Source organism: Providencia sp. PROV129 (genome assembly GCF_028482245.1).
Lineage (GTDB): Bacteria > Pseudomonadota > Gammaproteobacteria > Enterobacterales > Enterobacteriaceae > Providencia > Providencia vermicola.
Genome location: NZ_JAMPQD010000006.1, coordinates 18,259 through 38,956 on the forward strand (window position 1 = coordinate 18,259; position 20,698 = coordinate 38,956).

Genomic DNA, 20,698 nt, shown 5'->3' on the forward strand with positions numbered 1-20,698 from the left:
TTTAATTTTAAAAATTGCTTTACGCACAATTGTATATCCTATGTTCAAGTTATTTTGAACAGTAGGAATGAGTATGAAAAAGCTGATAGCGACGTTTGCTGGGGCATCAATGTTATTTATTTTAGCTATCGCAATAATGCTCATTGTTTTTCCCCAGCAATGGAAAGAAAACATTTATCCTAGTTTGTCACAAGTAATCCCTGCATCATTAAGTTCTGTATTGCCTCAAGGACTTGTCAGTAATAATGTTTGTGATAGTTTGGAAAATAACTTACAGAGTTTCGCTAACTATCTGAAAGTGAATCAGGATATTGTGGATATAAAAGGTATGAATAGCCTAGATGAGCAATTAGCCAATATACAGGTGAGGATAGACTCAATGCCTGCAGATGTCCGTAATTTAGTATGCCAACAGGAATACAGCAAATTAGAAGGCTTAAAAAGTGTGTTCTCATTAGGGCACAATAATTAGTTTTTTGAGTCCATTATTCCACTTCACAATAGACACCACAAAGTTTCCTCGCTGTTTTATGGTATGCTAATTAACCTCATTTAGAGTTTAAGGTAGCATAATGAGAATTTTAAAATATCCATTGTTAAACTGGCTAATCGCAAATGGTGTGGCCATTTATTTTCTATTCAAACAGGATGCATTAATTTGGCAATTTTCAGGTTGGATGGGAATACTTGGCATTTTAGTTGCTTTTGAAAGTGCTAGCTGGGTCGCGACGAGTTTATTTTATTTTTATAAACATAAGACTTCACCAAATCCAAGTGTTCAAGCAACGCACCTTGTCACTAATGGACCCTATCGACTATCTCGAAATCCAATGTATTTAGCGTTTACTTCCATGAGCTTAGCATTGGCATTTTTTACACACTCACCTTACTTTTTGGTTTCTGGATTAGTCTTCTGGCTAATGACAGATTTATACACCATCCCGCAAGAAGAACGTTTTTTATCTGTCACATTCAGTGAAGAATGGGAACGTTATCGCAAACAGACTCGACGTTGGTTATAAATTAATGTTAATGAGACGTTTTCTCAATTATGATGGATCATTGTTTTTTATGATAATTAGGAATTTCAATGAACTACCAAGTTGCGCCACTTTGGATTAATTCTGCAAAGTTAGCGTGTTTGATTGTGATAAGTCTTTTTTTGGTTTTTTTTTCAGTTAGTGGGTTTATTGTATACTTACTGGCTATCGGGGTGGTATGGGCTGTAGTCGTTTCTTTTAAAATCCATGCAATGAAAGAAAAGGGGATTGTTTTAAAAAATAGTGATGTATCTGATTGGATGATTTATATCCAAGGTATTCCTGTTGAGGAAAAAAGACAGTCTTTAGCGAACCCTTGTTTTGCAATTTTACAGCAAGGTCAATCATTCTTTAGTAAAGCACTTATTTTAAGAGGGCTTATTCAAGCTTTTTTCTGTGTGTATATTTTTCAGCAAATCTATTTTGTGAATAATATTTATGTGCAGGTATTCGCTTTAATGTTTGAAGCATATATTTTGTATTCGTTATGGAATACCATCCAAAACTTCATTGCGATGAAACAAAATAAGATTATTACTGAAGAATTAGTCGCGCCTAGTGGATCGCATTGGTATCGCCTTTCATTCATGAAAAAAGGAAAACGAATTCCTGCCTTGGAGAGTTTATTCGCCATTTAATCGGGAAGGTGTTGATTCTTCATATATTGAGGCACAATAAACGGCTTTGCGCTATCGCCATAAAATATGTCTGTGTTATCATTGATAGTTGAGTAACTAGCGATGTATCAATTTATGTTGTCTTAAATTATCTATAATTGTGTACATATCTCGCACAGTGAAGCGAGAAATCGTTAGTAACGTATTGATTTATAAACTTTGGAATAATCAAGCAAGTGATCTGGCGTGTGGGTCACCACTGCTGATAAGGATTTTTTAATGCCTGTTATTACTCTTCCTGATGGAAGTCAGCGTCAGTTTGACCATCCTGTTTCTGTGATGGATGTTGCTCGCGATATTGGCGCGGGTTTAGCTAAAGCATGTATTGCTGGCCGTATTAATGGTGAGCGTGTTGATGCATGTGAAATGATTGAACATGATGCAAACGTGTCCATTATTACGAGTAAAGATGATGACGGACTCGAAATTATTCGTCACTCTTGTGCCCACTTATTGGGTCATGCAATCAAACAATTATGGCCAAACACTAAAATGGCTATCGGTCCAACTATCGATAATGGTTTTTACTATGATATCGATTTAGACCACATGCTGACGCAGGAAGATTTGGAAAAGCTTGAAAAGCGTATGCTTGAGCTTGCCAAAACAGATTATGACGTGGTGAAAAAACGAGTTTCTTGGGCTGAAGCTCGCGAAACGTTTGTCGCTCGCGGCGAAGACTATAAAGTCGAAATCTTGGACCAAAACATTAGCCAAGATGACCGCCCAGGTTTATATCATCACGAAGAATATGTGGATATGTGCCGTGGCCCGCACGTTCCTAATATGCGTTTTTGCCACCACTTTAAATTACAAAAAGTGGCTGGTGCCTACTGGCGCGGCAATAGCGACAACAAAATGCTGCAACGTATTTACGGCACAGCATGGGCTGATAAAAAGCAATTAGCGGCTTATTTATTACGTTTAGAAGAAGCGGCTAAACGTGACCACCGTAAAATTGGTAAACAACTAGACTTATACCATATGCAAGAAGAAGCGCCAGGTATGGCATTCTGGCATAACGATGGTTGGACAATTTTCCGTGAACTGGAAACTTTCGTACGTACAAAACTGAAAGCATATAACTATCAGGAAGTTAAAGGCCCATTTATGATGGACCGTGTACTGTGGGAAAAAACAGGCCACTGGGAAAACTACAAAGATGCGATGTTCACAACCTCGTCTGAAAACCGTGAATATTGTGTTAAGCCAATGAACTGCCCAGGTCACGTACAGATTTTCAACCAAGGTTTAAAATCTTACCGTGATTTACCACTGCGCATGGCAGAATTTGGTAGCTGTCACCGCAATGAGCCATCAGGCGCACTGCACGGTTTAATGCGTGTACGCGGCTTTACGCAAGACGACGCGCATATCTTCTGTACTGAAGAGCAAATCTTAAGTGAAGTGACCAGCTGTATTGAAATGATTTATGACGTTTATGCGACGTTCGGTTTCGAAAAAATCGTCGTTAAGCTGTCAACTCGTCCTGAAAAACGCATCGGAACTGATGAGATGTGGGATAAGGCAGAGGAAGATTTAGCGAATGCACTGAAATCAAAAGGCATTGAATTTGAATACCAGCCAGGTGAAGGTGCATTCTACGGCCCGAAAATTGAGTTTACACTGTACGACTGCCTTGACCGTGCATGGCAATGCGGTACTGTTCAGCTAGACTTTTTCTTACCTGGTCGTTTAACAGCTTCCTATGTGGGTGAGAACAATGAGCGCATTGTTCCTGTTATGATCCACCGTGCAGTGTTGGGTTCATTAGAACGCTTCATCGGGATTTTAACTGAAGAGTATGCAGGTTTCTTCCCTACATGGTTAGCACCACAACAAGTGGTTGTTATGAACATTACGGACGGTCAAGCCGACTATGTTCAAGAATTAGTAAGCAAGCTGCAAAGTGTTGGCATTCGTGCGAAAGCGGACTTACGTAACGAGAAAATCGGCTTTAAGATCCGCGAACACACACTGCGTCGTGTCCCTTACATGTTAGTCTGTGGTGATAAAGAAGTTGAGTCAGGTAAAGTTGCCGTACGTACCCGTCGTGGTAAAGATTTAGGCAGCATTGATGTCAACGAATTCACGACTGAACTGCTAAAAGAGATCCGCAGTCGTCAACTCAATCAGATGGAGGAATAAGGTATTAAAGGCGGAAAAAAACTCCCAACAGCACGTCCTAATCGTATCAACGAAGAGATCCGTGCAACCGAAATCCGTGTCACTGGTTTAGACGGTGAGCAACTTGGTGTCATGAGCGTGCGTGAAGCACTCTTTAAAGCAGAAGAAGCGGGTGTCGACTTAGTCGAAATCAGCCCAAATGCAGAGCCGCCAGTTTGCCGTATTATGGACTACGGTAAATATCTTTATGAGAAGAGTAAGTCTCAGAAAGAACAAAAGAAAAAACAAAAAGTTGTTCAAGTGAAGGAAATTAAATTCCGTCCAGGAACAGACGAAGGTGACTACCAAGTTAAACTGCGTAGTTTGATTCGCTTTTTGGAAGATGGTGACAAAGCTAAAGTTACGCTACGTTTTCGTGGTCGTGAAATGGCACACCAACAGATTGGTTTGGAAGTGCTTAATCGCATCAAAACTGATCTGGATGAACTGGCATCAGTGGAATCATTCCCTTCAAGAATTGAAGGACGCCAGATGATCATGGTATTGGCACCAAAGAAAAAATAATTAAGCCAGTATGGTAATAGTTAAACAGCGTTCATTTGAACGCTGTTTAACGTATTTTTTAGTAATATGAGGCGATTTTTCGCATGCTCGTAGCGTTTTTTTGAGTATAAAACTGGTACTCTCGACCCTCCTAAGATTAAAAATCTTACGCAAAAGCTAAGTTTTCAGATATGTTAGCGTGATTTATTTCAAGATTTACTTGAGTAATCGGACAATAAGCATTAAAATCCGCGGTCGAATCATATTGTCGACGGCTTATAGAGCCAAGACAAACAAAGAATATCGTATACACGTTAAGTTTTAACAACATAACGGGTGTATTTGCTTGAGAGAATATGCAAATCTCTTTACCCAGTTGGAGGAATGAAGTATTAAAGGCGGAAAAAGAATCCCAACAGCACGTCCAAATCGTATTAACGATGAAATCCGTGTTCCTGAGGTCCGTTTAACAGGTTTAGACGGTGAACAGTTAGGCATTATGAGCGCGCGTGAAGCGCTTGAAAAAGCTGAAGAAGCAGGTGTAGACCTCGTTGAAATCAGTCCAAATGCTGAGCCGCCAGTTTGTCGTATCATGGACTACGGCAAATTCCTTTATGAGAAGAGCAAGTCTCAAAAAGAGCAGAAAAAGAAACAAAAAGTTGTTCAGGTGAAGGAAATTAAATTCCGCCCTGGTACAGATGAAGGTGATTATCAGGTCAAACTACGCAACCTGATTCGCTTTCTGGAAGATGGTGATAAAGCAAAAGTCACGCTACGTTTTCGTGGTCGTGAAATGGCTCACCAACAGATTGGTCTGGAAATGCTTAACCGCATCAAAGCTGATCTTGAAGAACTGGCATCTGTGGAATCTTTCCCTTCAAGAATTGAAGGTCGTCAGATGATCATGGTGCTGGGACCGAAGAAGAAATAATTAGGCCTGCAAGTAATACGCATCCATAGCAATATGGTTGTTATTCGCCTAATTAATTCGTAGTTAATCACAATGCGAAGTTGGAAATTAAAGAAATGCCAAAGATTAAAACTGTACGTGGCGCAGCAAAGCGCTTTAAAAAAACTGCAGGCGGTGGCTTTAAGCGTAAGCATGCAAACCTTCGTCATATCCTGACTAAAAAGTCAACTAAGCGTAAACGCCATTTACGTCCGAAAGGAATGGTATCTAAAGGCGATCTGGGTCTGGTAGTTGCTTGCCTGCCGTACGCATAAGTAGACAATTTAGTTAATTAAGATAAAAGACGATAGGAGATAGCTATGGCTCGCGCAAAACGTGGTGTAATCGCACGTGCACGTCACAAAAAAATTCTGAAACAGGCGAAAGGTTACTATGGTGCACGTTCACGTGTTTACCGCGTAGCGTTTCAAGCGGTAATCAAAGCTGGTCAATATGCTTACCGTGACCGCCGTCAACGTAAACGTCAGTTCCGTCAACTGTGGATCGCGCGTATCAACGCAGCGGCTCGTCAGAACGGTCTGTCTTACAGCCGTTTCATCAATGGCTTGAAAAAAGCTTCAATTGAAATCGACCGTAAGATTTTAGCAGACATCGCAGTTTTCGATAAAGCAGCATTCACTGCTTTAGTTGAAAAAGCGAAAGGCGCTTTAGCTTAATTGTTTGCTTGAAAAGGGGAAGGTAACTTCCTCTTTTCATTTATAGCTATTTGTGTTACTACTTTAAAATGCAATTTTATTGGAAAGATATCACATGCACACTGTTATTTTTCGTTTCTTTTTTTACTTTAGCACCTGAGGTTCGGGGGCTTTTTCGCGTAAATAAAGAAGAAACGAAAAGTTACGCTAAAGCCTCCTTAGGGAGGCTTTTTTGTTTTTAGTTTAAGATTAAATGCAGTAAAATCAGTTAAGTACTCATCCATTATGTAATGGAATGTGAAGCTTAATAAATTTAGTGAATAACTAGCAAAAAGACCAAGTGGTCATAAAGGGGAAACAATGCCACATCTCGCTGAGTTGGTTGCACAGGCAAAAGCAGCCATTGAACAGGCCCAAGATGTTGCTACGTTGGAGTCAGTGCGTGTTGAATTTTTAGGCAAAAGCGGCCATTTCACACTCCAGATGAAAACGTTGCGTGATCTGCCTGCTGATGAACGTCCAGCAGCAGGGGCTGTGATAAATGAAGCCAAAGTACAGGTTCAAGATGCACTGAACGCCCGTAAGGATGCGATGCAAGCTGAGATCCTTAATGCGCGCCTCGCATCTGAAAAAGTTGATGTGTCACTACCTGGGCGTCGTATGGAAAATGGTGGGTTACATCCTGTTACCCGCACAATTCAGCGAATTGAAGAGTTTTTTGGCGAGTTAGGTTTCTCCGTAGAAACTGGCCCTGAAATCGAAGATGATTATCATAACTTTGATGCATTAAATATTCCTGCCCATCACCCAGCACGTGCGGATCACGATACGTTTTGGTTTGATGCAAAACGTCTGCTACGCACCCAGACCTCTGGTGTGCAAATTCGTACTATGAATGGGCAGCAGCCACCAATTCGTATTATTGCGCCTGGTCGCGTCTATCGTAATGACTACGACCAAACACACACGCCAATGTTTCACCAAACAGAAGGTTTGATAGTTGATAAAGACATTAGCTTTACCAACTTAAAAGGTACACTGCATGATTTCTTGAATAATTTCTTTGAAGAAGAAGTTCAAGTGCGCTTCCGTCCATCTTATTTCCCGTTTACTGAGCCTTCAGCAGAAGTTGATGTCATGGGTAAAAACGGCAAATGGCTAGAAGTATTAGGTTGCGGAATGGTACACCCAAATGTATTGCGCAATGTGGGTATTGATCCAGAAGTTTACTCTGGATTTGCATTCGGTATGGGAATGGAACGTCTGACAATGTTACGTTACGGTGTTTCTGACCTGCGTGCATTCTTCGAAAATGATCTTCGTTTCCTCAAACAGTTTAAATAAGGCGGGTTTATCTCATGAAATTCAGTGAACTCTGGTTACGCGAGTGGGTGAACCCGGCGATCAGTAGCGAAGCATTATCAGACCAAATTACTATGGCTGGCCTTGAAGTTGATGGCGTTGAAGGTGTAGCTGGTCAATTTCACGGCGTTGTTGTTGGTGAAGTGGTTGAATGTGGTCAACACCCAAATGCAGACAAACTGCGCGTGACAAAAGTCAACGTGGGTGGTGAGCGTTTATTAGATATTGTTTGTGGTGCCCCGAACTGCCGCCAAGGCTTAAAAGTTGCAGTAGCAACAGTCGGCGCAGTATTACCTGGTGACTTTAAAATTAAAGCCGCTAAATTACGTGGTGAGCCATCAGAAGGGATGTTGTGCTCGTATTCAGAGCTGGGTATTTCAGATGACCACAGTGGCATCATTGAATTACCACTCGATGCAACCATTGGTACCGATATCCGTGAATATTTAAAATTGGATGATAATGCGATTGAAATCAGCATTACACCAAATCGTGCAGATTGCTTAAGCATTTTAGGGGTTGCACGTGATGTGGCGGTTATCAATAAATTAGAATTAACAGAACCTACAATTAATGTAGTTCCAGTGACCACGGAAGACACTTTCCCAATTCGTGTTGAAGCGCCAGAAGCCTGTCCGCGTTTTGTGGGCCGTGTAATTAAAAATATCGATGTTTCTGCACCAACGCCGTTATGGATGAAAGAGAAACTGCGCCGTGGTGGTGTTCGTTCTATTGATGCAGTTGTTGATATCACCAACTATGTCTTACTGGAAATGGGGCAACCACAACACGCCTACGATTTAGACCGTTTAGACGGTGCTATCGTTGCGCGTATGGCGAAAGATGGTGAAAAACTGGTTCTGCTTGATGGTAATGAAGCTACGCTAAAATCAGACACACTAGTGATTGCGGATGAGTCTAAAGCACTGGGTATTGCGGGTATTTTCGGTGGTGAGCACTCAGGTGTGAACACAGAAACGAAAAATATCTTATTAGAATGCGCATTCTTTAATCCACTGTCGATTACTGGCCGTGCTCGTAACTATGGCTTACATACGGATGCATCACACCGCTTTGAGCGTGGTGTAGACCCGGAACTGCAATTCAAAGCGATTGAACGTGCAACAGCGTTGATTGTAGATATTTGTGGTGGTGAAGTGGGTGAGATCATCGATGTCACTAGCGAACAGTATTTACCAAAAGCGGCAAATATCAAACTGACTCGTCATAAATTAGACCGTTTAATTGGTCATTTTATTGAGGACAATTTAGTCACCGATATTTTAACTCGCTTAGGATGCAAAGTGACTGCTTCGGAAAATACATGGGATGTTGTTGCTCCGAGCTGGCGCTTCGATATGCAAATTGAAGAGGATTTAGTCGAGGAAGTTGCACGTGTTTATGGTTACAACAGTATTCCTGATGTGCCATTACGTGCTGACCTCATTATGACCAATCATAAAGAAGCCAATTTGCCATTAAAACGCCTTAAAGCGATGTTAGTAGACCGTGGCTATCAAGAAGCGATTACGTATAGCTTTGTTGACCCGAAAGTTCAGGCTTTATTGCACCCAGCACAAGAAGCATTACTGTTACCAAACCCAATTTCAGCGGATATGTCAGCGATGCGTTTGTCGCTGTGGACTGGCTTATTGGGGACGGTTGTCTATAATCAAAATCGTCAGCAGAACCGAATTCGTTTATTTGAAACGGGTTTGCGCTTTATTCCTGATAATCAAGCAGAATATGGAATTCGCCAAGAACCTATGCTTGCAGGTGTGATCACGGGCAATAGATTTGAAGAACATTGGTCATTAGATAAACAAGTTGTTGACTTCTTTGATTTAAAAGGTGATCTTGAAGCTGTTTTTGAATTGACTGGGAAACTAAATCAAATTACATTTAAATCTGAGGCACATCCTGCGTTACATCCAGGCCAAAGTGCTGGGATTTATCTGGAAAATGAACATATTGGCTTTATTGGTGTTGTTCACCCAGAATTAGAACGTAAACTCGATTTAAATGGTCGTACGGTGGTGTTTGAGGTTCGTAGTGATGCGATAGCACAACGTGTCATCCCTGAAGCTAAGGCGATTTCACGCTATCCATCGAACCGCCGTGACATCGCTGTGGTCGTGCCAGAAAATGTAGCTGCTGCAGAAGTTTTAGCAGAGTGTAAAAAAGTTGGCATAAATCATATAGTTGGCATAAACTTGTTTGATGTGTATTGTGGTGAAGGGATAGCGGAGGGTTATAAGAGCCTTGCTATCAGTCTCGTCTTCCAAGATACCCAGCGTACGATGGAAGAAGAAGAGATTACCGCTACCGTTGATCTGTGTGTTGCTGCGTTAAAACAGCGATTCCAAGCCTCCTTGAGGGACTAAACCTATGGCGCTTACTAAAGCTGAAATGTCAGAAAATGTGTTTGAAAAATTGGGTGTTAGCAAACGTGATGCTAAAGAACTAGTCGAAACCTTCTTTGAAGAGGTTCGCCTTTCTTTAGAAAACGGTGAGCAAGTAAAATTATCTGGATTCGGTAACTTTGATTTACGTGATAAAAATCAACGTCCCGGACGTAACCCAAAAACTGGGGAAGATATTCCAATTACTGCACGACGTGTTGTTACCTTCCGCCCAGGCCAAAAATTAAAAAGCCGCGTGGAAAAAGCAACGCCAAAAGAGTAATCATATCAATTCAATTTGGTATAGAAAAAGACCGCCTAGGCGGTCTTTTGTTTTACTGAAACCTAAACTATTTAAGCTGTTTATTAATTAGCTCCATAAGGAGTTTATTTGCGAGATCAATGTGAGCAGTTTCTTGCTTAATCAACTCTTTTTGTTGCTCGTTGTTTAATTTGTTGAACGCCTTTTCTTCAGCAATTGTTCTTTTAGTTGAGTGCAAACCCCCTCCAAAAGCAATGGCAATATTCATTGGTTTCATTTTATTTTCTTGTGAATGCTTAGCAACTTCAACAAACAGAGGCATACAAATTTGTAAATGTAATGGCAGCTCTTGCAACCCTGGTAATCTTTTATCTGCGTTGTTTTTCGCTATCTGTAAAATTTTATCTCGCTTGTCAGGGGGCATGTTTGCAACATATTCTTTCGTTGCATTTTCCTGATTAATAGATTCTTTGTATGTACTAATTAACTTATCAAGTTTGTCTTTTTCCTTTGGATGCTCGGTGAGTATTTTGTTTCGTAATGCCTTGATTGCACCTGTAAGTTCGTTTTGATTAAAACTCTGTTCTGTATTTAACTGTTGACCAAGAGTCGGATGATCAGCAAGTCTTGATAAGAGCTCAGATATCTTAGAGTTAACGCCATTGTTTCTAAAGATACCTTCTTGTTTAATAAATGCTGGGTTGCTCAGCAAAGCTGAAATGGCTTTGTTCATGCTAATAAAATCTTTTTTATCATCCTCTGATATATCAGCATACTGCTTGATTAATTCAATGTTCTTTGAGCTGATATTGTTGGATTTAGCCTTTTCTTGTTCGGCTTCTTGGGCTCTTTGAGGTTGCTTCTGAGCTTTTCCTATCATTTTGTGTTTATTCTGATGCAGTTTGGTATGATTTGGTTCAAGACGTTGATTTACAGAGTTTTCAGTATGTTGGTTATTGATAGGTACGTGTAAGCTTGTTGTTGTATTTTTAAGATATGCGGGGTTCTCTACAATTTCAATATTTGCCAATTTCTGTTTTAGCATAAATCTGAGTTTATGATATGTGGAAATAATGGATTGAATTACTGTGTTTTTAACGCTTTTTAGTGAGTGAATAAAAGACGTATTTTGTATCTTCTCAGGTGGTTTTTCTTTATTAGTGTGTACTAGACTCGTATTTATTTTTAAAGCTGACATGTGCATTACTCCAAAGTTAAAAAGCCAAAATAAGTTTAAATTCATTCATGTGCTATCTCTTACATAAAAAGCTATAATTGCTTAACTTAATAATAAATAAGTCAATCTATCGATGAGCTACTCTTTATTTCAGCTACAAAAACAACAGGAAAAATCAGACATTCGCTTGATTGTTTTCTTGTTGTTCACTCTTTGTATTGTGGCGATAGTTTCACTCAGCGCTGGAGAGATATGGTATTGGCCAAATCAATGGATGGATAACTCCGCACAGCTGTTTGTTTGGCAAATACGATTGCCAAGAATGCTTGCTGTAATCGTCGTAGGGGCAGGGCTCGCGGTTACGGGGGCGATTATGCAGGCTCTATTTGAAAATCCTCTGGCTGAACCTGGTCTCTTGGGGATCAGTAATGGTGCTGGTGTTGCAGTCGTATTCACGATATTAATGTCATCAGGCATCACACACTATGGAATACTGAGTGCTAGCGCGATTACAGGGGCTTTATTGCTCACGGCCTTATTGCTCTATTTTGCCAAACGAAAAAACTTGAATAATGCCAGTTTATTACTGGTTGGCGTCGCTTTAGGCGTCGTGAGTGGCGCTTGTATGACATGGATGGTGTATATGAGCAGTAACCTTGACCTGCGCCAACTATTATATTGGATGATGGGGAGCTTTAGCGGTGTTGATTGGCGGCAATTTGGTTTAGTTGTCGCCTGTATGCCATTTTTAGTGTGGGCTGGATGCCAAGGTAAAATATTAAATTACCTTTCTTTGGGCTCGCTGCAAGCTTATCAATTAGGTGTATCAGTACATAAGTGGCGTATTATTCTTATTATCATTAGTGGTGTATTAATTGGTTTGAGCGTTGCTATTGCTGGTGCCATTAGCTTTATTGGTTTAGTGATCCCGCATATTTTACGATTAAGTGGTTTAACCAATCATCGTTTACTGTTACCTGCTTGTGCAATCGCTGGGGCATTAGGCCTGTTATTAGCTGATTTATTATCACGGTTATTAATTGCGAATGCTGAAGTGCCTATTGGCGTTATTACTGCCACATTGGGTGCGCCAATATTTATTCTGTTGCTTATTCGTCATCAGCAATGGCGGTGAATCAAATGAATACACAGATAATTATTGATATTAAGAATATTACCTCAGAGAACCGCTTAATCAATTTTACTGAATATGTGTTTTCAGGTGAGCAAATCCATCTTTTAGGGGCCAATGGCGCTGGGAAAAGTACGTTACTTTCTGCGCTAAGTGGCTATCTTCCTGTCACAGGTGAAATTTGGCTCAATGGTGAAAATATTCACCATTGTTCTATTGCTCAGTTAGCTAAGCAAAGGGCTTATTTTATTCAGCTTGCGAGCAATGCACCTATCATAAAAGTTTTTCAATACCTTGAACTGTTTCTGCCATTAACACCTGTTGCTGCGGATATTTTTGTGCGGCTGTGTGATGATTTTCAATTATCACCACTTTTACATAAAGGCATTTATCAACTCTCTGGAGGGGAATGGCAACGAGTGAGAGTTTGCGCAGCATTTTTACAGGTTTGGGATGATAGAGACTTAACAGGGAAAATTATTTTATTTGATGAGCCAACCAATAATTTGGATATTATTCAACAGGCAATGCTAGATAAATGGATTAAATATTTTTGTGATTGCGAAGGAACCGTTATAATGAGTGGGCATGACCTGAATCATTCTTATAAAAATGCATCGCGAATTTGGCTATTAAAACAAGGCCAATTATTTGCTTCAGGGAAACCTGCTGAGGTGATGACGGAACATAATTTATCTGACATTTTTAAAACTGAAATTAAGATAAGTCAGAGCACATCCTATAGACAATGGCAAATTATAAATTTTGACGATTAGCCAAAAAGTTGTTTTAATCACTCGTTTTTATGCGGGATAATGCAGCAATGTTTGTCGGTGTTGAGGTTCGGTTAAAGTACAATTAACTAGAATATTCTATTCACAATGAAAACTAGGCTATAAACAATATGAGCAATTTCTTACCATTTTCAAAACCCGCAATTGGTGATGAAGAGGTCAAGGCAGTTGAAAAGGTTCTGCGTTCAGGCTGGATTACCACAGGTCCACAGAACCATCAGTTAGAAGAAGATTTTTGCCAACGTTATGGCTGTAAACATGCAATTGCATTGTCCTCTGCAACCGCGGGGATGCATGTCGTTTTGATGGCATTGGGTATTGGCCCTGGTGATGAAGTGATCACACCTTCACAAACATGGGTTTCAACTATTAATATGATTGAGTTGCTCGGTGCAACACCTGTCATGATTGATGTCGATCGCGATACACTGATGATCCAACCCGAAGCCGTAGAACACGCTTTAACAGCAAAAACAAAAGCGATTATTCCTGTTCACTATGCGGGGGCACCTTGTGATTTAGACGCGTTGCGTTTAATCGCACAAAAAGCAGGTGTTGCGCTAATTGAAGATGCTGCTCATGCTGTGGGTACACGCTATAAAAATGAATGGATTGGTGAGAAAGGTACATCTATTTTTTCATTTCATGCTATTAAGAATGTGACATGTGCAGAAGGTGGTTTAGTTGCCACTGATGACGATGAACTTGCTCAACGTGTTCGCACACTCAAGTTCCATGGTTTAGGTGTTGATGCATTTGATAGACAAATGCAAGGACGTAAACCACAGGCGGAGGTTGTCGAGCCTGGCTTTAAATATAACTTATCCGATATTCATGCTGCGATAGCGGTTGTGCAACTGTCCCGTGTGGAGCAGTTAAACCAACGTCGTGCTGAATTAACGGCGCATTACCGCGAATTGCTGAAAAACTCCTCGTTACAAATGCTCAGTATCCCTGAATATCCGCATTTACATGCCAATCATTTATTTATGGTGCGTGTTGATAAAGATATTTGTGGTATTGACCGCGATGCATTCATGGAAAAATTAAAAGCACATGATATAGGGACGGGGCTACACTTCCGTGCAGCACATACGCAAAAATATTACCGTGAAAAATATCCTGAATTAACACTGCCAGAATCAACATGGAATAGCGCGACGTTGTGTTCGTTGCCTTTGTTCCCTGATATGACAAATGCAGATGTTGAGCGGGTTGTTAATGCGGTAGAAGCAGTTCTTTTGGAGTCAAAATAGTGTCACACGCAGATGAATTTGATGAGATAAAAAAAGTCTCAGTGGTAATCCCTGTCTATAATGAAGAGCAGAGCTTGCCGCAATTACTTGAACGCACGATTAAATCGTGCAAGCAATTAACACAAAGCTACGAATTAATTTTAGTGGATGACGGCAGTAGTGACCGGTCAGCCGCGATGTTAACTCAAGCAGCAGAAAACCCTGATAACCATGTGATTGCGATTATCCTTAACCGTAACTATGGGCAGCATTCTGCGATTATGGCTGGGTTTAACCAAGCGGATGGGGACTTAGTTATTACGCTTGATGCAGATTTACAAAACCCACCAGAAGAAATTCCTCGCTTAGTGCAAACAGCGATGCAAGGTTATGATGTTGTTGGGACTCGCCGTGCTAATCGTCAAGACTCTTGGTTCCGTAAAACGGCATCTAAGATGATTAATGCGATGATCACTAAAGCAACAGGCCGCTCAATGGGGGATTATGGCTGTATGTTACGAGCATACCGTCGCCATATTATTCAGGCGATGTTGCAATGCCATGAAAGAAGTACATTTATACCGATTTTAGCTAATACATTTGCTCGTAGAACCATCGAAATTGATGTGGCGCATGCGGAACGTGAATTTGGTGATTCGAAATACAGCTTTATGAAGCTGATTAATTTAATGTATGACTTACTGACTTGTTTAACGACAGCACCGCTGCGTTTGCTCAGTGTGGTCGGTAGTGTGATTGCAGCAGGTGGTTTTTTGCTTGCGGTACTATTAATTGCATTACGTTTGATTTTTGGTGCAGAGTGGGCCGCAGATGGCGTATTCACTCTGTTCGCTGTGCTATTTATGTTTATTGGTGCACAATTTGTTGCTATGGGTCTACTGGGCGAATACATCGGTCGAATTTACAATGATGTACGTGCGAGACCTCGTTATTTTATTCAAAAAGTCGTCGGTGCAGACCTTAAATCCGACAAAAATCAGGAAGAAGACTAATGAAAGCTATTGTTTTTGCCTATCATGATATTGGCTGCGTAGGGCTAAAAGCGCTTGAAAAAGCAGGTTTTGATATTCAGGCTGTATTTACACACACTGATGACCCTAATGAAAACCATTTTTACTCTTCCGTAGCACGCCTAAGTGCCGATATGGAACTTCCTGTTTTTGCGCCAGAAAACGTCAATCACCCATTATGGATTGAACGTATTCGCGAAATGAAACCTGATGTGATTTTCTCTTTCTATTACCGCGATATGTTAAGTGAAGAATTACTAGCAATCGCACCGAAAGGGGCTTTCAACCTACATGGCTCATTACTGCCGAAATACCGTGGTCGTGCACCAATTAATTGGGCATTATTAAACGGTGAAAGCGAAACGGGTGTAACCTTACATAAAATGGTTGCGAAAGCAGACGCGGGTGACATCATTGCGCAAGAGAAAGTCACAATCACTGATACTGACACTGGCTTAACATTACACGCTAAAGTTCGTGAAGCAGCGGAAACATTATTAGACAAAACACTGCCTCTGATTGAAGCGGGTAGCTACAAAGCTGTTGCTCAAGATGAAAGCCAAGCGACTTATTTTGGTCGCCGTACTGCAGAAGATGGTCAAATCGATTGGAACCGTAGCGCAAAAGAAATTAACTGCTTAATTCGTGCAGTGACTGAGCCATACCCAGGTGCATTCACATATTTGGGCGCACGTAAAATGATTATTTGGCGCGCTCGCGTGTTGGATGACAACCAAGGTAAAGCTGCAGGTACTGTACTGTCTAATGACCCACTGCGTATTGCTTGTGGCCAAGGTGCGATTGAAGTTGTTAGCGGTCAAAGCGAAACGGGTCTTTACATGCAAGGTAACCGCCTTGCAAACGAAATGGGTATCGTGACTGATGTCCGTGTGGGTGCTAAACCAACTGCACAAGTTAAACGCCGTACTCGCGTACTGATTTTAGGTGTGAATGGTTTCATCGGTAACCATTTAACTGAGCGCCTGTTAAAAGATGGCAACTATGATATCTATGGTATGGATATTGGCTCATCTGCAATTGAACGCTTTATTGGTAACCCACGTTTTCACTTTATTGAAGGCGATGTCAGCATTCACACAGAGTGGATTGAGTATCACATCAAAAAATGTGACGTCATTCTTCCACTGGTTGCGATTGCAACACCAATCGAATACACCCGTAACCCACTGCGTGTCTTTGAATTAGACTTCGAAGAAAACCTGAAAGTAGTTCGTTACTGCGTGAAATACAACAAACGTATTATTTTCCCATCTACCTCAGAAGTTTACGGTATGTGTGATGATAAAGAGTTTGATGAAGACGAATCCCGCCTGATTGTTGGTCCAATCAACAAACAACGTTGGATTTACTCTGTTTCTAAACAGTTACTTGACCGAGTTATTTGGGCATATGGTGCGAAAGAAGGCCTGAAATTCACCTTGTTCCGTCCGTTTAACTGGATGGGACCACGTTTAGACAGCCTAAACTCTGCACGTATTGGTAGTTCACGTGCGATTACTCAGCTGATTTTAAACTTAGTTGAAGGCTCGCCAATCAAATTGGTTGACGGTGGCGCACAGAAACGTTGCTTTACGGATATTAAAGACGGTATCGAAGCACTGTTCCGCATTATCGAAAACAAAGACGGCAAATGTGATGGGCAAATCATCAACATCGGTAACCCAACGAACGAAGCAAGTATTCGTGAACTAGCAGAAATGCTATTAGCAAGCTTTGAAAATCATCCAGAGCGCAGCAAGTTCCCTCCGTTTGCGGGCTTCCGTGAAATTGAAAGCAGCAGCTACTACGGCCAAGGCTATCAAGATGTTGAGCACCGTAAACCAAGTGTTGAGAACGCGCGTCGTCTACTTGACTGGGTTCCGACTATCGACATGAAAGATACCATCGAAGAAACGTTAGATTTCTTCTTACAGGGTGCTGTTGAAGAGTTAGGTAACAAAGACTAATGAAAAAAGTTGGCTTGAGAATTGATGTGGATACCTACCAAGGTACGCTAAAAGGGGTTCCACAATTACTCAAAGTGCTTAAAGAGCACAACATTCAGGCCAGCTTTTTCTTCAGTGTAGGACCCGATAACATGGGGCGCCATTTATGGCGCCTTTTGCGTCCTAAATTTCTGTGGAAAATGCTCAGGTCTAATGCAGCATCCCTGTATGGGTTAGATATATTATTAGCGGGTACAGCATGGCCAGGCAAAAAAATTGCTAAAGATTTAGGCTACTTGATGAAACAAACTTTGGATGCAGGCCATGAAGTTGGCTTACATGCATGGGATCATCAAGGCTGGCAAGCCAAAGTGGCTAAATGGAGTGAGGTCCAACTCGCTGAGCAAGTTAAGCTTGGTGTGGATGCCCTTGAGTGCGCAATTGGGCAGCGTGTTACCTGCTCTGCGGTTGCGGGTTGGCGAGGCGATGAGCGTGTGTTAGAGGTTAAACAAAAGTTTAATTTTGACTATAACAGCGATTGTCGTGGGAAATTTCCTTTCAGGCCTATTTTGCGTGATGGTTCGTTAGGGGCGGTGCAAATTCCTGTCACATTACCGACTTACGATGAAGTCGTTGGAACGGTAGTTGCTGACGAAGCATTCAATGATTATATTCTTCAAGCGATTAAAGATGATAGCGGTGTTCCCGTTTATACTATCCACACTGAAGTGGAAGGAATGTCTAAGTCAGAACAATTTTCACAATTATTGGAACGAATTTCACAAGAAGAAATCCAATTCTGTACATTAAGCGAATTGCTACCTGACGATCTGAATTCATTACCAAAGGGGCGAGTGGTGAGAGCACCGTTCCCAGGACGTGAAGGTTGGCTGGGTTGCCAAGAAGAGGAATAAACACACCATGTTAAATAATCGAGCGAGCAAAGTAGGAGCCTCTCTGCTGGCTCTTTTTTTTATCCTAACCTATTTCTTGCCGTTGAATAGTCGTTTACTTTGGCAACCAGATGAAACCCGCTATGCGGAAATTAGCCGAGAAATGCTTCAACGTGGAGATTGGATTGTTCCTTACATGTTGGATGTGCGCTATTTTGAAAAACCAGTGGCAGGGTATTGGATAAATAACATTAGCCAAATGATTTTTGGTGAAACGAATTTTGCGGTTCGCTTTGGTTCAGTTTTTTGTATTCTTCTCAGTGCATTGCTCGTCTATCGCATGGCAAAAATGATGTGGCGTAATAACCATGTTGCTTATGTTGCAAGCTTAATTTATATCTCAATGTTCCTTGTTTTTTCTGTCGGGACCTACAGTGTGCTCGATCCCATGCTATCGTTGTGGATTGCAGCCAGTATGTTTTGTTGCTTGTGGGCAATGAAAGCGAGGGAGGTCAAAACAAAGCTTGCTGCATGGGTTTGCTTAGGGTTAGCCTGTGGTATGGCCTTTATGACGAAAGGGTTCTTAGCCCTTGCTATTCCTGTCATTGTTATGTTGCCTGTTACTATTTACCAAAAACGGTTCCTTGAACTGATAAAATATGGCCCACTCGCTATTATTTCAGCAGTTATCATTAGCTTGCCGTGGGCGTTGGCAATAGCTAAGCAAGAGCCTGATTATTGGAATTATTTTTTCTGGATTGAACACATCAAGCGTTTTACCGCTGATGACGCGCAGCACATAGCTCCATTCTGGTACTATATTCCTATTATTCTACTTGGTGCGCTCCCATGGGCGGGGTTAGTACCTGGATCTTTAATAAAAGGTTGGAAAGAACGCAAATCAAGTCCTGATATGTTCTTCTTACTGTGTTGGTTTGTTGTTCCCGTTCTATTTTTTAGTGTTTCACGTGGCAAACTACCTACTTATATGCTGCCGTTTATGGCTCCACTGGCGCTATTGATGGCAAAATATGGTGTTGATTGTGTACGAAATGGCACCATGCGAGCGCTAAAAGCGAATGGCATCATTAATATCATATTGGGGATTGCAGCGGTTATTGCCGTGATTGTAGTGAGTACTGTCATTAAAAAACCATTATATGAGCCTGACGAATGGTCGAAAATGGTTTTGGGTGTGGTTGCTTTCTCTATTTGGGCGATAATTGGTTATTTATGTACTGTCCTAAATGCTAAATATTGGCTGTGGGCGGCCTCGTGCTCCTTAGCGATCAGCCTATGTATTGGTAGCGCTCTGCCGAATAACACCATCGACTCCAAACTGCCGCAGAATTTTATTCATCAGAATCATGATTTATTAATGAATAGTAAGTATTTGATGGCAAGTAATGTAGGTGTAGCGGCTGGGTTAGCGTGGGAAACACAGAATTCCAATATTTATCTTTATAATAGCAGTGGTGAACTTAGCTACGGTTTAGAGTACCCAGATAGCCAGCATCGTATCGTTAAGCCAGATGCATTTGCACAGTGGTTAAGCAAAGCACGTAAAGAAGGGCAGGTTACGGTGGTGTTTTTATTAGGCCGTAATGAAGCTCTCCCTGATATACCTAAGCCAGATGAAGTCATCAAAAATTCACGTATGGCAATTGTGGTTTATCATCAACAATGATTGCGCAATTACTGTTGTTACTGCTTGTCAGTGTACTGACCTGTATTGGGCAAGTAGCTCAAAAGCAAGCTGTGGTGAATTGGCAAAGTGAAAAAGTAAATAAAACCGCATCAGCCATAAAGTGGCTGGTGTTGGCTGTTTTAATGCTAGGCCTAGGCATGTTGTTTTGGTTAAAACTCCTTGAAACCATGCCCCTGAGTATTGCCTACCCAATGCTTAGCATTAATTTTATTCTGATCACGTTGATTGGCCAATTTGTATACAAAGAGAAAACAGGGTTAAGCCATTGGCTTGGTGTAGTTGCTATTATGATAGGGATATTACTCATGAGTATCAGCGTATGAATAAAGGCTATTTATGGGTGATTGGTAGCGCCTTATTAGTGACCGTAGCTCAGCTTAGCTTAAAGATGGGGGTAGTTGAATTACCGTCTTTTTCTTTAGGTTGGCATTGGTTGCAAGTTGATTGGTTGTTGGCAAATATCACCAGTTTAAGCATTATCTTGTTAGGGTTAGTGTGTTATGTCTTATCGATGTTGTGCTGGCTGTTTGCACTAAAATATATAGCCTTAAATAAAGCATATCCACTAATTAGCTTGAGTTATGTATTTGTCTATATCTTAGCGGTTGTCTTGCCTTGGTTTAATGAGCCAGCTTCATGGTTGAAAGTCGCTGGAATTGCATTTATCTTGCTGGGTGTTTGGTTAATTAGTCGCTCAACTAAACCACAAGATAGGCATTAATAGCATAATGTGATGAATTGTTTGTTTTTTATTCATCGCACGT

The 20,698-nt window shown here is 41.1% G+C and carries 22 protein-coding genes and 1 other annotated feature; of the genes, 21 read left to right on the forward strand and 1 reads right to left on the reverse strand.

From position 1 onward, the window contains the following. Positions 1 to 73: 73 nt before the first annotated feature. The 12 genes from PSF27_RS02880 to ihfA all read left to right on the forward strand — a co-directional run bounded on the left by PSF27_RS02880 (position 74) and on the right by ihfA (position 10,039). Complete coding sequence (locus PSF27_RS02880; RefSeq protein ID WP_206084006.1) at positions 74 to 472, forward strand: hypothetical protein; 399 nt, start codon at positions 74 to 76, stop codon at positions 470 to 472. A gap of 100 nt (positions 473 to 572) precedes the next feature. Next, positions 573 to 1,022, forward strand: a complete 450-nt coding sequence (locus PSF27_RS02885; protein WP_206084007.1) for a methyltransferase family protein — start codon at positions 573 to 575, stop codon at positions 1,020 to 1,022. Positions 1,023 to 1,090: 68 nt separating this feature from the next. Beyond that, on the forward strand, positions 1,091 to 1,678 hold the full coding sequence (locus tag PSF27_RS02890; protein ID WP_206084008.1) for a hypothetical protein: 588 nt from the start codon (positions 1,091 to 1,093) through the stop codon (positions 1,676 to 1,678). Positions 1,679 to 1,936: 258 nt separating this feature from the next. Further along, complete coding sequence (gene thrS / locus PSF27_RS02895; protein WP_206084009.1) at positions 1,937 to 3,865, forward strand: threonine--tRNA ligase; 1,929 nt, start codon at positions 1,937 to 1,939, stop codon at positions 3,863 to 3,865. A 3-nt stretch (positions 3,866 to 3,868) separates the two neighbouring features. Further along, a complete protein-coding gene (gene infC / locus PSF27_RS02900) occupies positions 3,869 to 4,408 on the forward strand; it encodes a translation initiation factor IF-3 (protein WP_206084385.1) in 540 nt (179 codons plus the stop codon). 370 nt (positions 4,409 to 4,778) lie between these two features. Beyond that, positions 4,779 to 5,318, forward strand: a complete 540-nt coding sequence (gene infC, locus PSF27_RS02905; RefSeq protein WP_206084392.1) for a translation initiation factor IF-3 — start codon at positions 4,779 to 4,781, stop codon at positions 5,316 to 5,318. A 95-nt stretch (positions 5,319 to 5,413) separates the two neighbouring features. Beyond that, positions 5,414 to 5,611 carry a 50S ribosomal protein L35 gene (gene rpmI / locus PSF27_RS02910; RefSeq protein ID WP_004263702.1) on the forward strand — a complete coding sequence of 66 codons (198 nt, stop codon included), beginning with the start codon at positions 5,414 to 5,416 and terminating at the stop codon, positions 5,609 to 5,611. A 45-nt stretch (positions 5,612 to 5,656) separates the two neighbouring features. Then, positions 5,657 to 6,013, forward strand: coding sequence for a 50S ribosomal protein L20 (gene rplT, locus PSF27_RS02915; protein WP_004263714.1), 357 nt, complete (start codon positions 5,657 to 5,659; stop codon positions 6,011 to 6,013). Positions 6,014 to 6,101: 88 nt separating this feature from the next. Next, positions 6,102 to 6,229: a sequence feature (Phe leader region), on the forward strand. Then, a complete protein-coding gene (gene pheM / locus PSF27_RS21195; protein WP_206084394.1) occupies positions 6,108 to 6,152 on the forward strand; it encodes a pheST operon leader peptide PheM in 45 nt (14 codons plus the stop codon). (Overlaps the previous feature by 45 nt.) Positions 6,230 to 6,352: 123 nt before the next feature. Then, positions 6,353 to 7,336 (forward strand): phenylalanine--tRNA ligase subunit alpha, encoded by a 984-nt coding sequence (gene pheS / locus PSF27_RS02920; RefSeq protein ID WP_048606990.1) that lies wholly within the window; start codon positions 6,353 to 6,355, stop codon positions 7,334 to 7,336. A 14-nt stretch (positions 7,337 to 7,350) separates the two neighbouring features. Beyond that, entirely contained in the window at positions 7,351 to 9,738 is a 2,388-nt protein-coding gene (gene pheT, locus PSF27_RS02925) for a phenylalanine--tRNA ligase subunit beta (RefSeq protein WP_206084011.1), read from the forward strand. A gap of 4 nt (positions 9,739 to 9,742) precedes the next feature. Beyond that, complete coding sequence (gene ihfA / locus PSF27_RS02930; RefSeq protein ID WP_206084012.1) at positions 9,743 to 10,039, forward strand: integration host factor subunit alpha; 297 nt, start codon at positions 9,743 to 9,745, stop codon at positions 10,037 to 10,039. 67 nt (positions 10,040 to 10,106) lie between these two features. On the opposite strand, the gene PSF27_RS02935 is transcribed toward ihfA, so the two are convergent. Then, positions 10,107 to 11,216, reverse strand: a complete 1,110-nt coding sequence (locus PSF27_RS02935) for a RhoGAP domain-containing protein (protein ID WP_272680844.1) — start codon at positions 11,214 to 11,216, stop codon at positions 10,107 to 10,109. 112 nt (positions 11,217 to 11,328) lie between these two features. Between PSF27_RS02935 and btuC the strand changes: the two genes are divergently transcribed. From btuC to arnF, 9 genes are all read left to right on the forward strand, one after another. Beyond that, positions 11,329 to 12,330, forward strand: coding sequence for a vitamin B12 ABC transporter permease BtuC (gene btuC, locus PSF27_RS02940; RefSeq protein WP_206084014.1), 1,002 nt, complete (start codon positions 11,329 to 11,331; stop codon positions 12,328 to 12,330). Positions 12,331 to 12,335: 5 nt separating this feature from the next. Next, the gene (btuD, locus tag PSF27_RS02945) at positions 12,336 to 13,103 is read left to right on the forward strand and encodes a vitamin B12 ABC transporter ATP-binding protein BtuD (protein ID WP_206084015.1); all 768 of its coding nucleotides are present in this window, start codon (positions 12,336 to 12,338) and stop codon (positions 13,101 to 13,103) included. A gap of 128 nt (positions 13,104 to 13,231) precedes the next feature. Beyond that, positions 13,232 to 14,377, forward strand: coding sequence for a UDP-4-amino-4-deoxy-L-arabinose aminotransferase (gene arnB, locus PSF27_RS02950; protein ID WP_272680845.1), 1,146 nt, complete (start codon positions 13,232 to 13,234; stop codon positions 14,375 to 14,377). Further along, positions 14,377 to 15,369 (forward strand): undecaprenyl-phosphate 4-deoxy-4-formamido-L-arabinose transferase, encoded by a 993-nt coding sequence (arnC, locus tag PSF27_RS02955; RefSeq protein WP_206084017.1) that lies wholly within the window; start codon positions 14,377 to 14,379, stop codon positions 15,367 to 15,369. The genes arnB and arnC overlap by 1 nt, the downstream gene beginning before the upstream one ends. Next, on the forward strand, positions 15,369 to 17,354 hold the full coding sequence (gene arnA, locus PSF27_RS02960; RefSeq protein WP_206084018.1) for a bifunctional UDP-4-amino-4-deoxy-L-arabinose formyltransferase/UDP-glucuronic acid oxidase ArnA: 1,986 nt from the start codon (positions 15,369 to 15,371) through the stop codon (positions 17,352 to 17,354). Before arnC ends, arnA begins: the two co-directional genes overlap by 1 nt. Next, positions 17,354 to 18,247, forward strand: a complete 894-nt coding sequence (gene arnD / locus PSF27_RS02965) for a 4-deoxy-4-formamido-L-arabinose-phosphoundecaprenol deformylase (protein WP_272680846.1) — start codon at positions 17,354 to 17,356, stop codon at positions 18,245 to 18,247. Before arnA ends, arnD begins: the two co-directional genes overlap by 1 nt. Positions 18,248 to 18,254: 7 nt before the next feature. After that, positions 18,255 to 19,913, forward strand: coding sequence for a lipid IV(A) 4-amino-4-deoxy-L-arabinosyltransferase (gene arnT / locus PSF27_RS02970; RefSeq protein ID WP_272538609.1), 1,659 nt, complete (start codon positions 18,255 to 18,257; stop codon positions 19,911 to 19,913). Further along, positions 19,910 to 20,257, forward strand: coding sequence for a 4-amino-4-deoxy-L-arabinose-phosphoundecaprenol flippase subunit ArnE (arnE, locus tag PSF27_RS02975; protein ID WP_272680847.1), 348 nt, complete (start codon positions 19,910 to 19,912; stop codon positions 20,255 to 20,257). Before arnT ends, arnE begins: the two co-directional genes overlap by 4 nt. Next, the gene (gene arnF / locus PSF27_RS02980) at positions 20,254 to 20,655 is read left to right on the forward strand and encodes a 4-amino-4-deoxy-L-arabinose-phosphoundecaprenol flippase subunit ArnF (RefSeq protein WP_206084022.1); all 402 of its coding nucleotides are present in this window, start codon (positions 20,254 to 20,256) and stop codon (positions 20,653 to 20,655) included. The genes arnE and arnF overlap by 4 nt, the downstream gene beginning before the upstream one ends. The last annotated feature ends 43 nt before the right edge of the window (positions 20,656 to 20,698 follow it).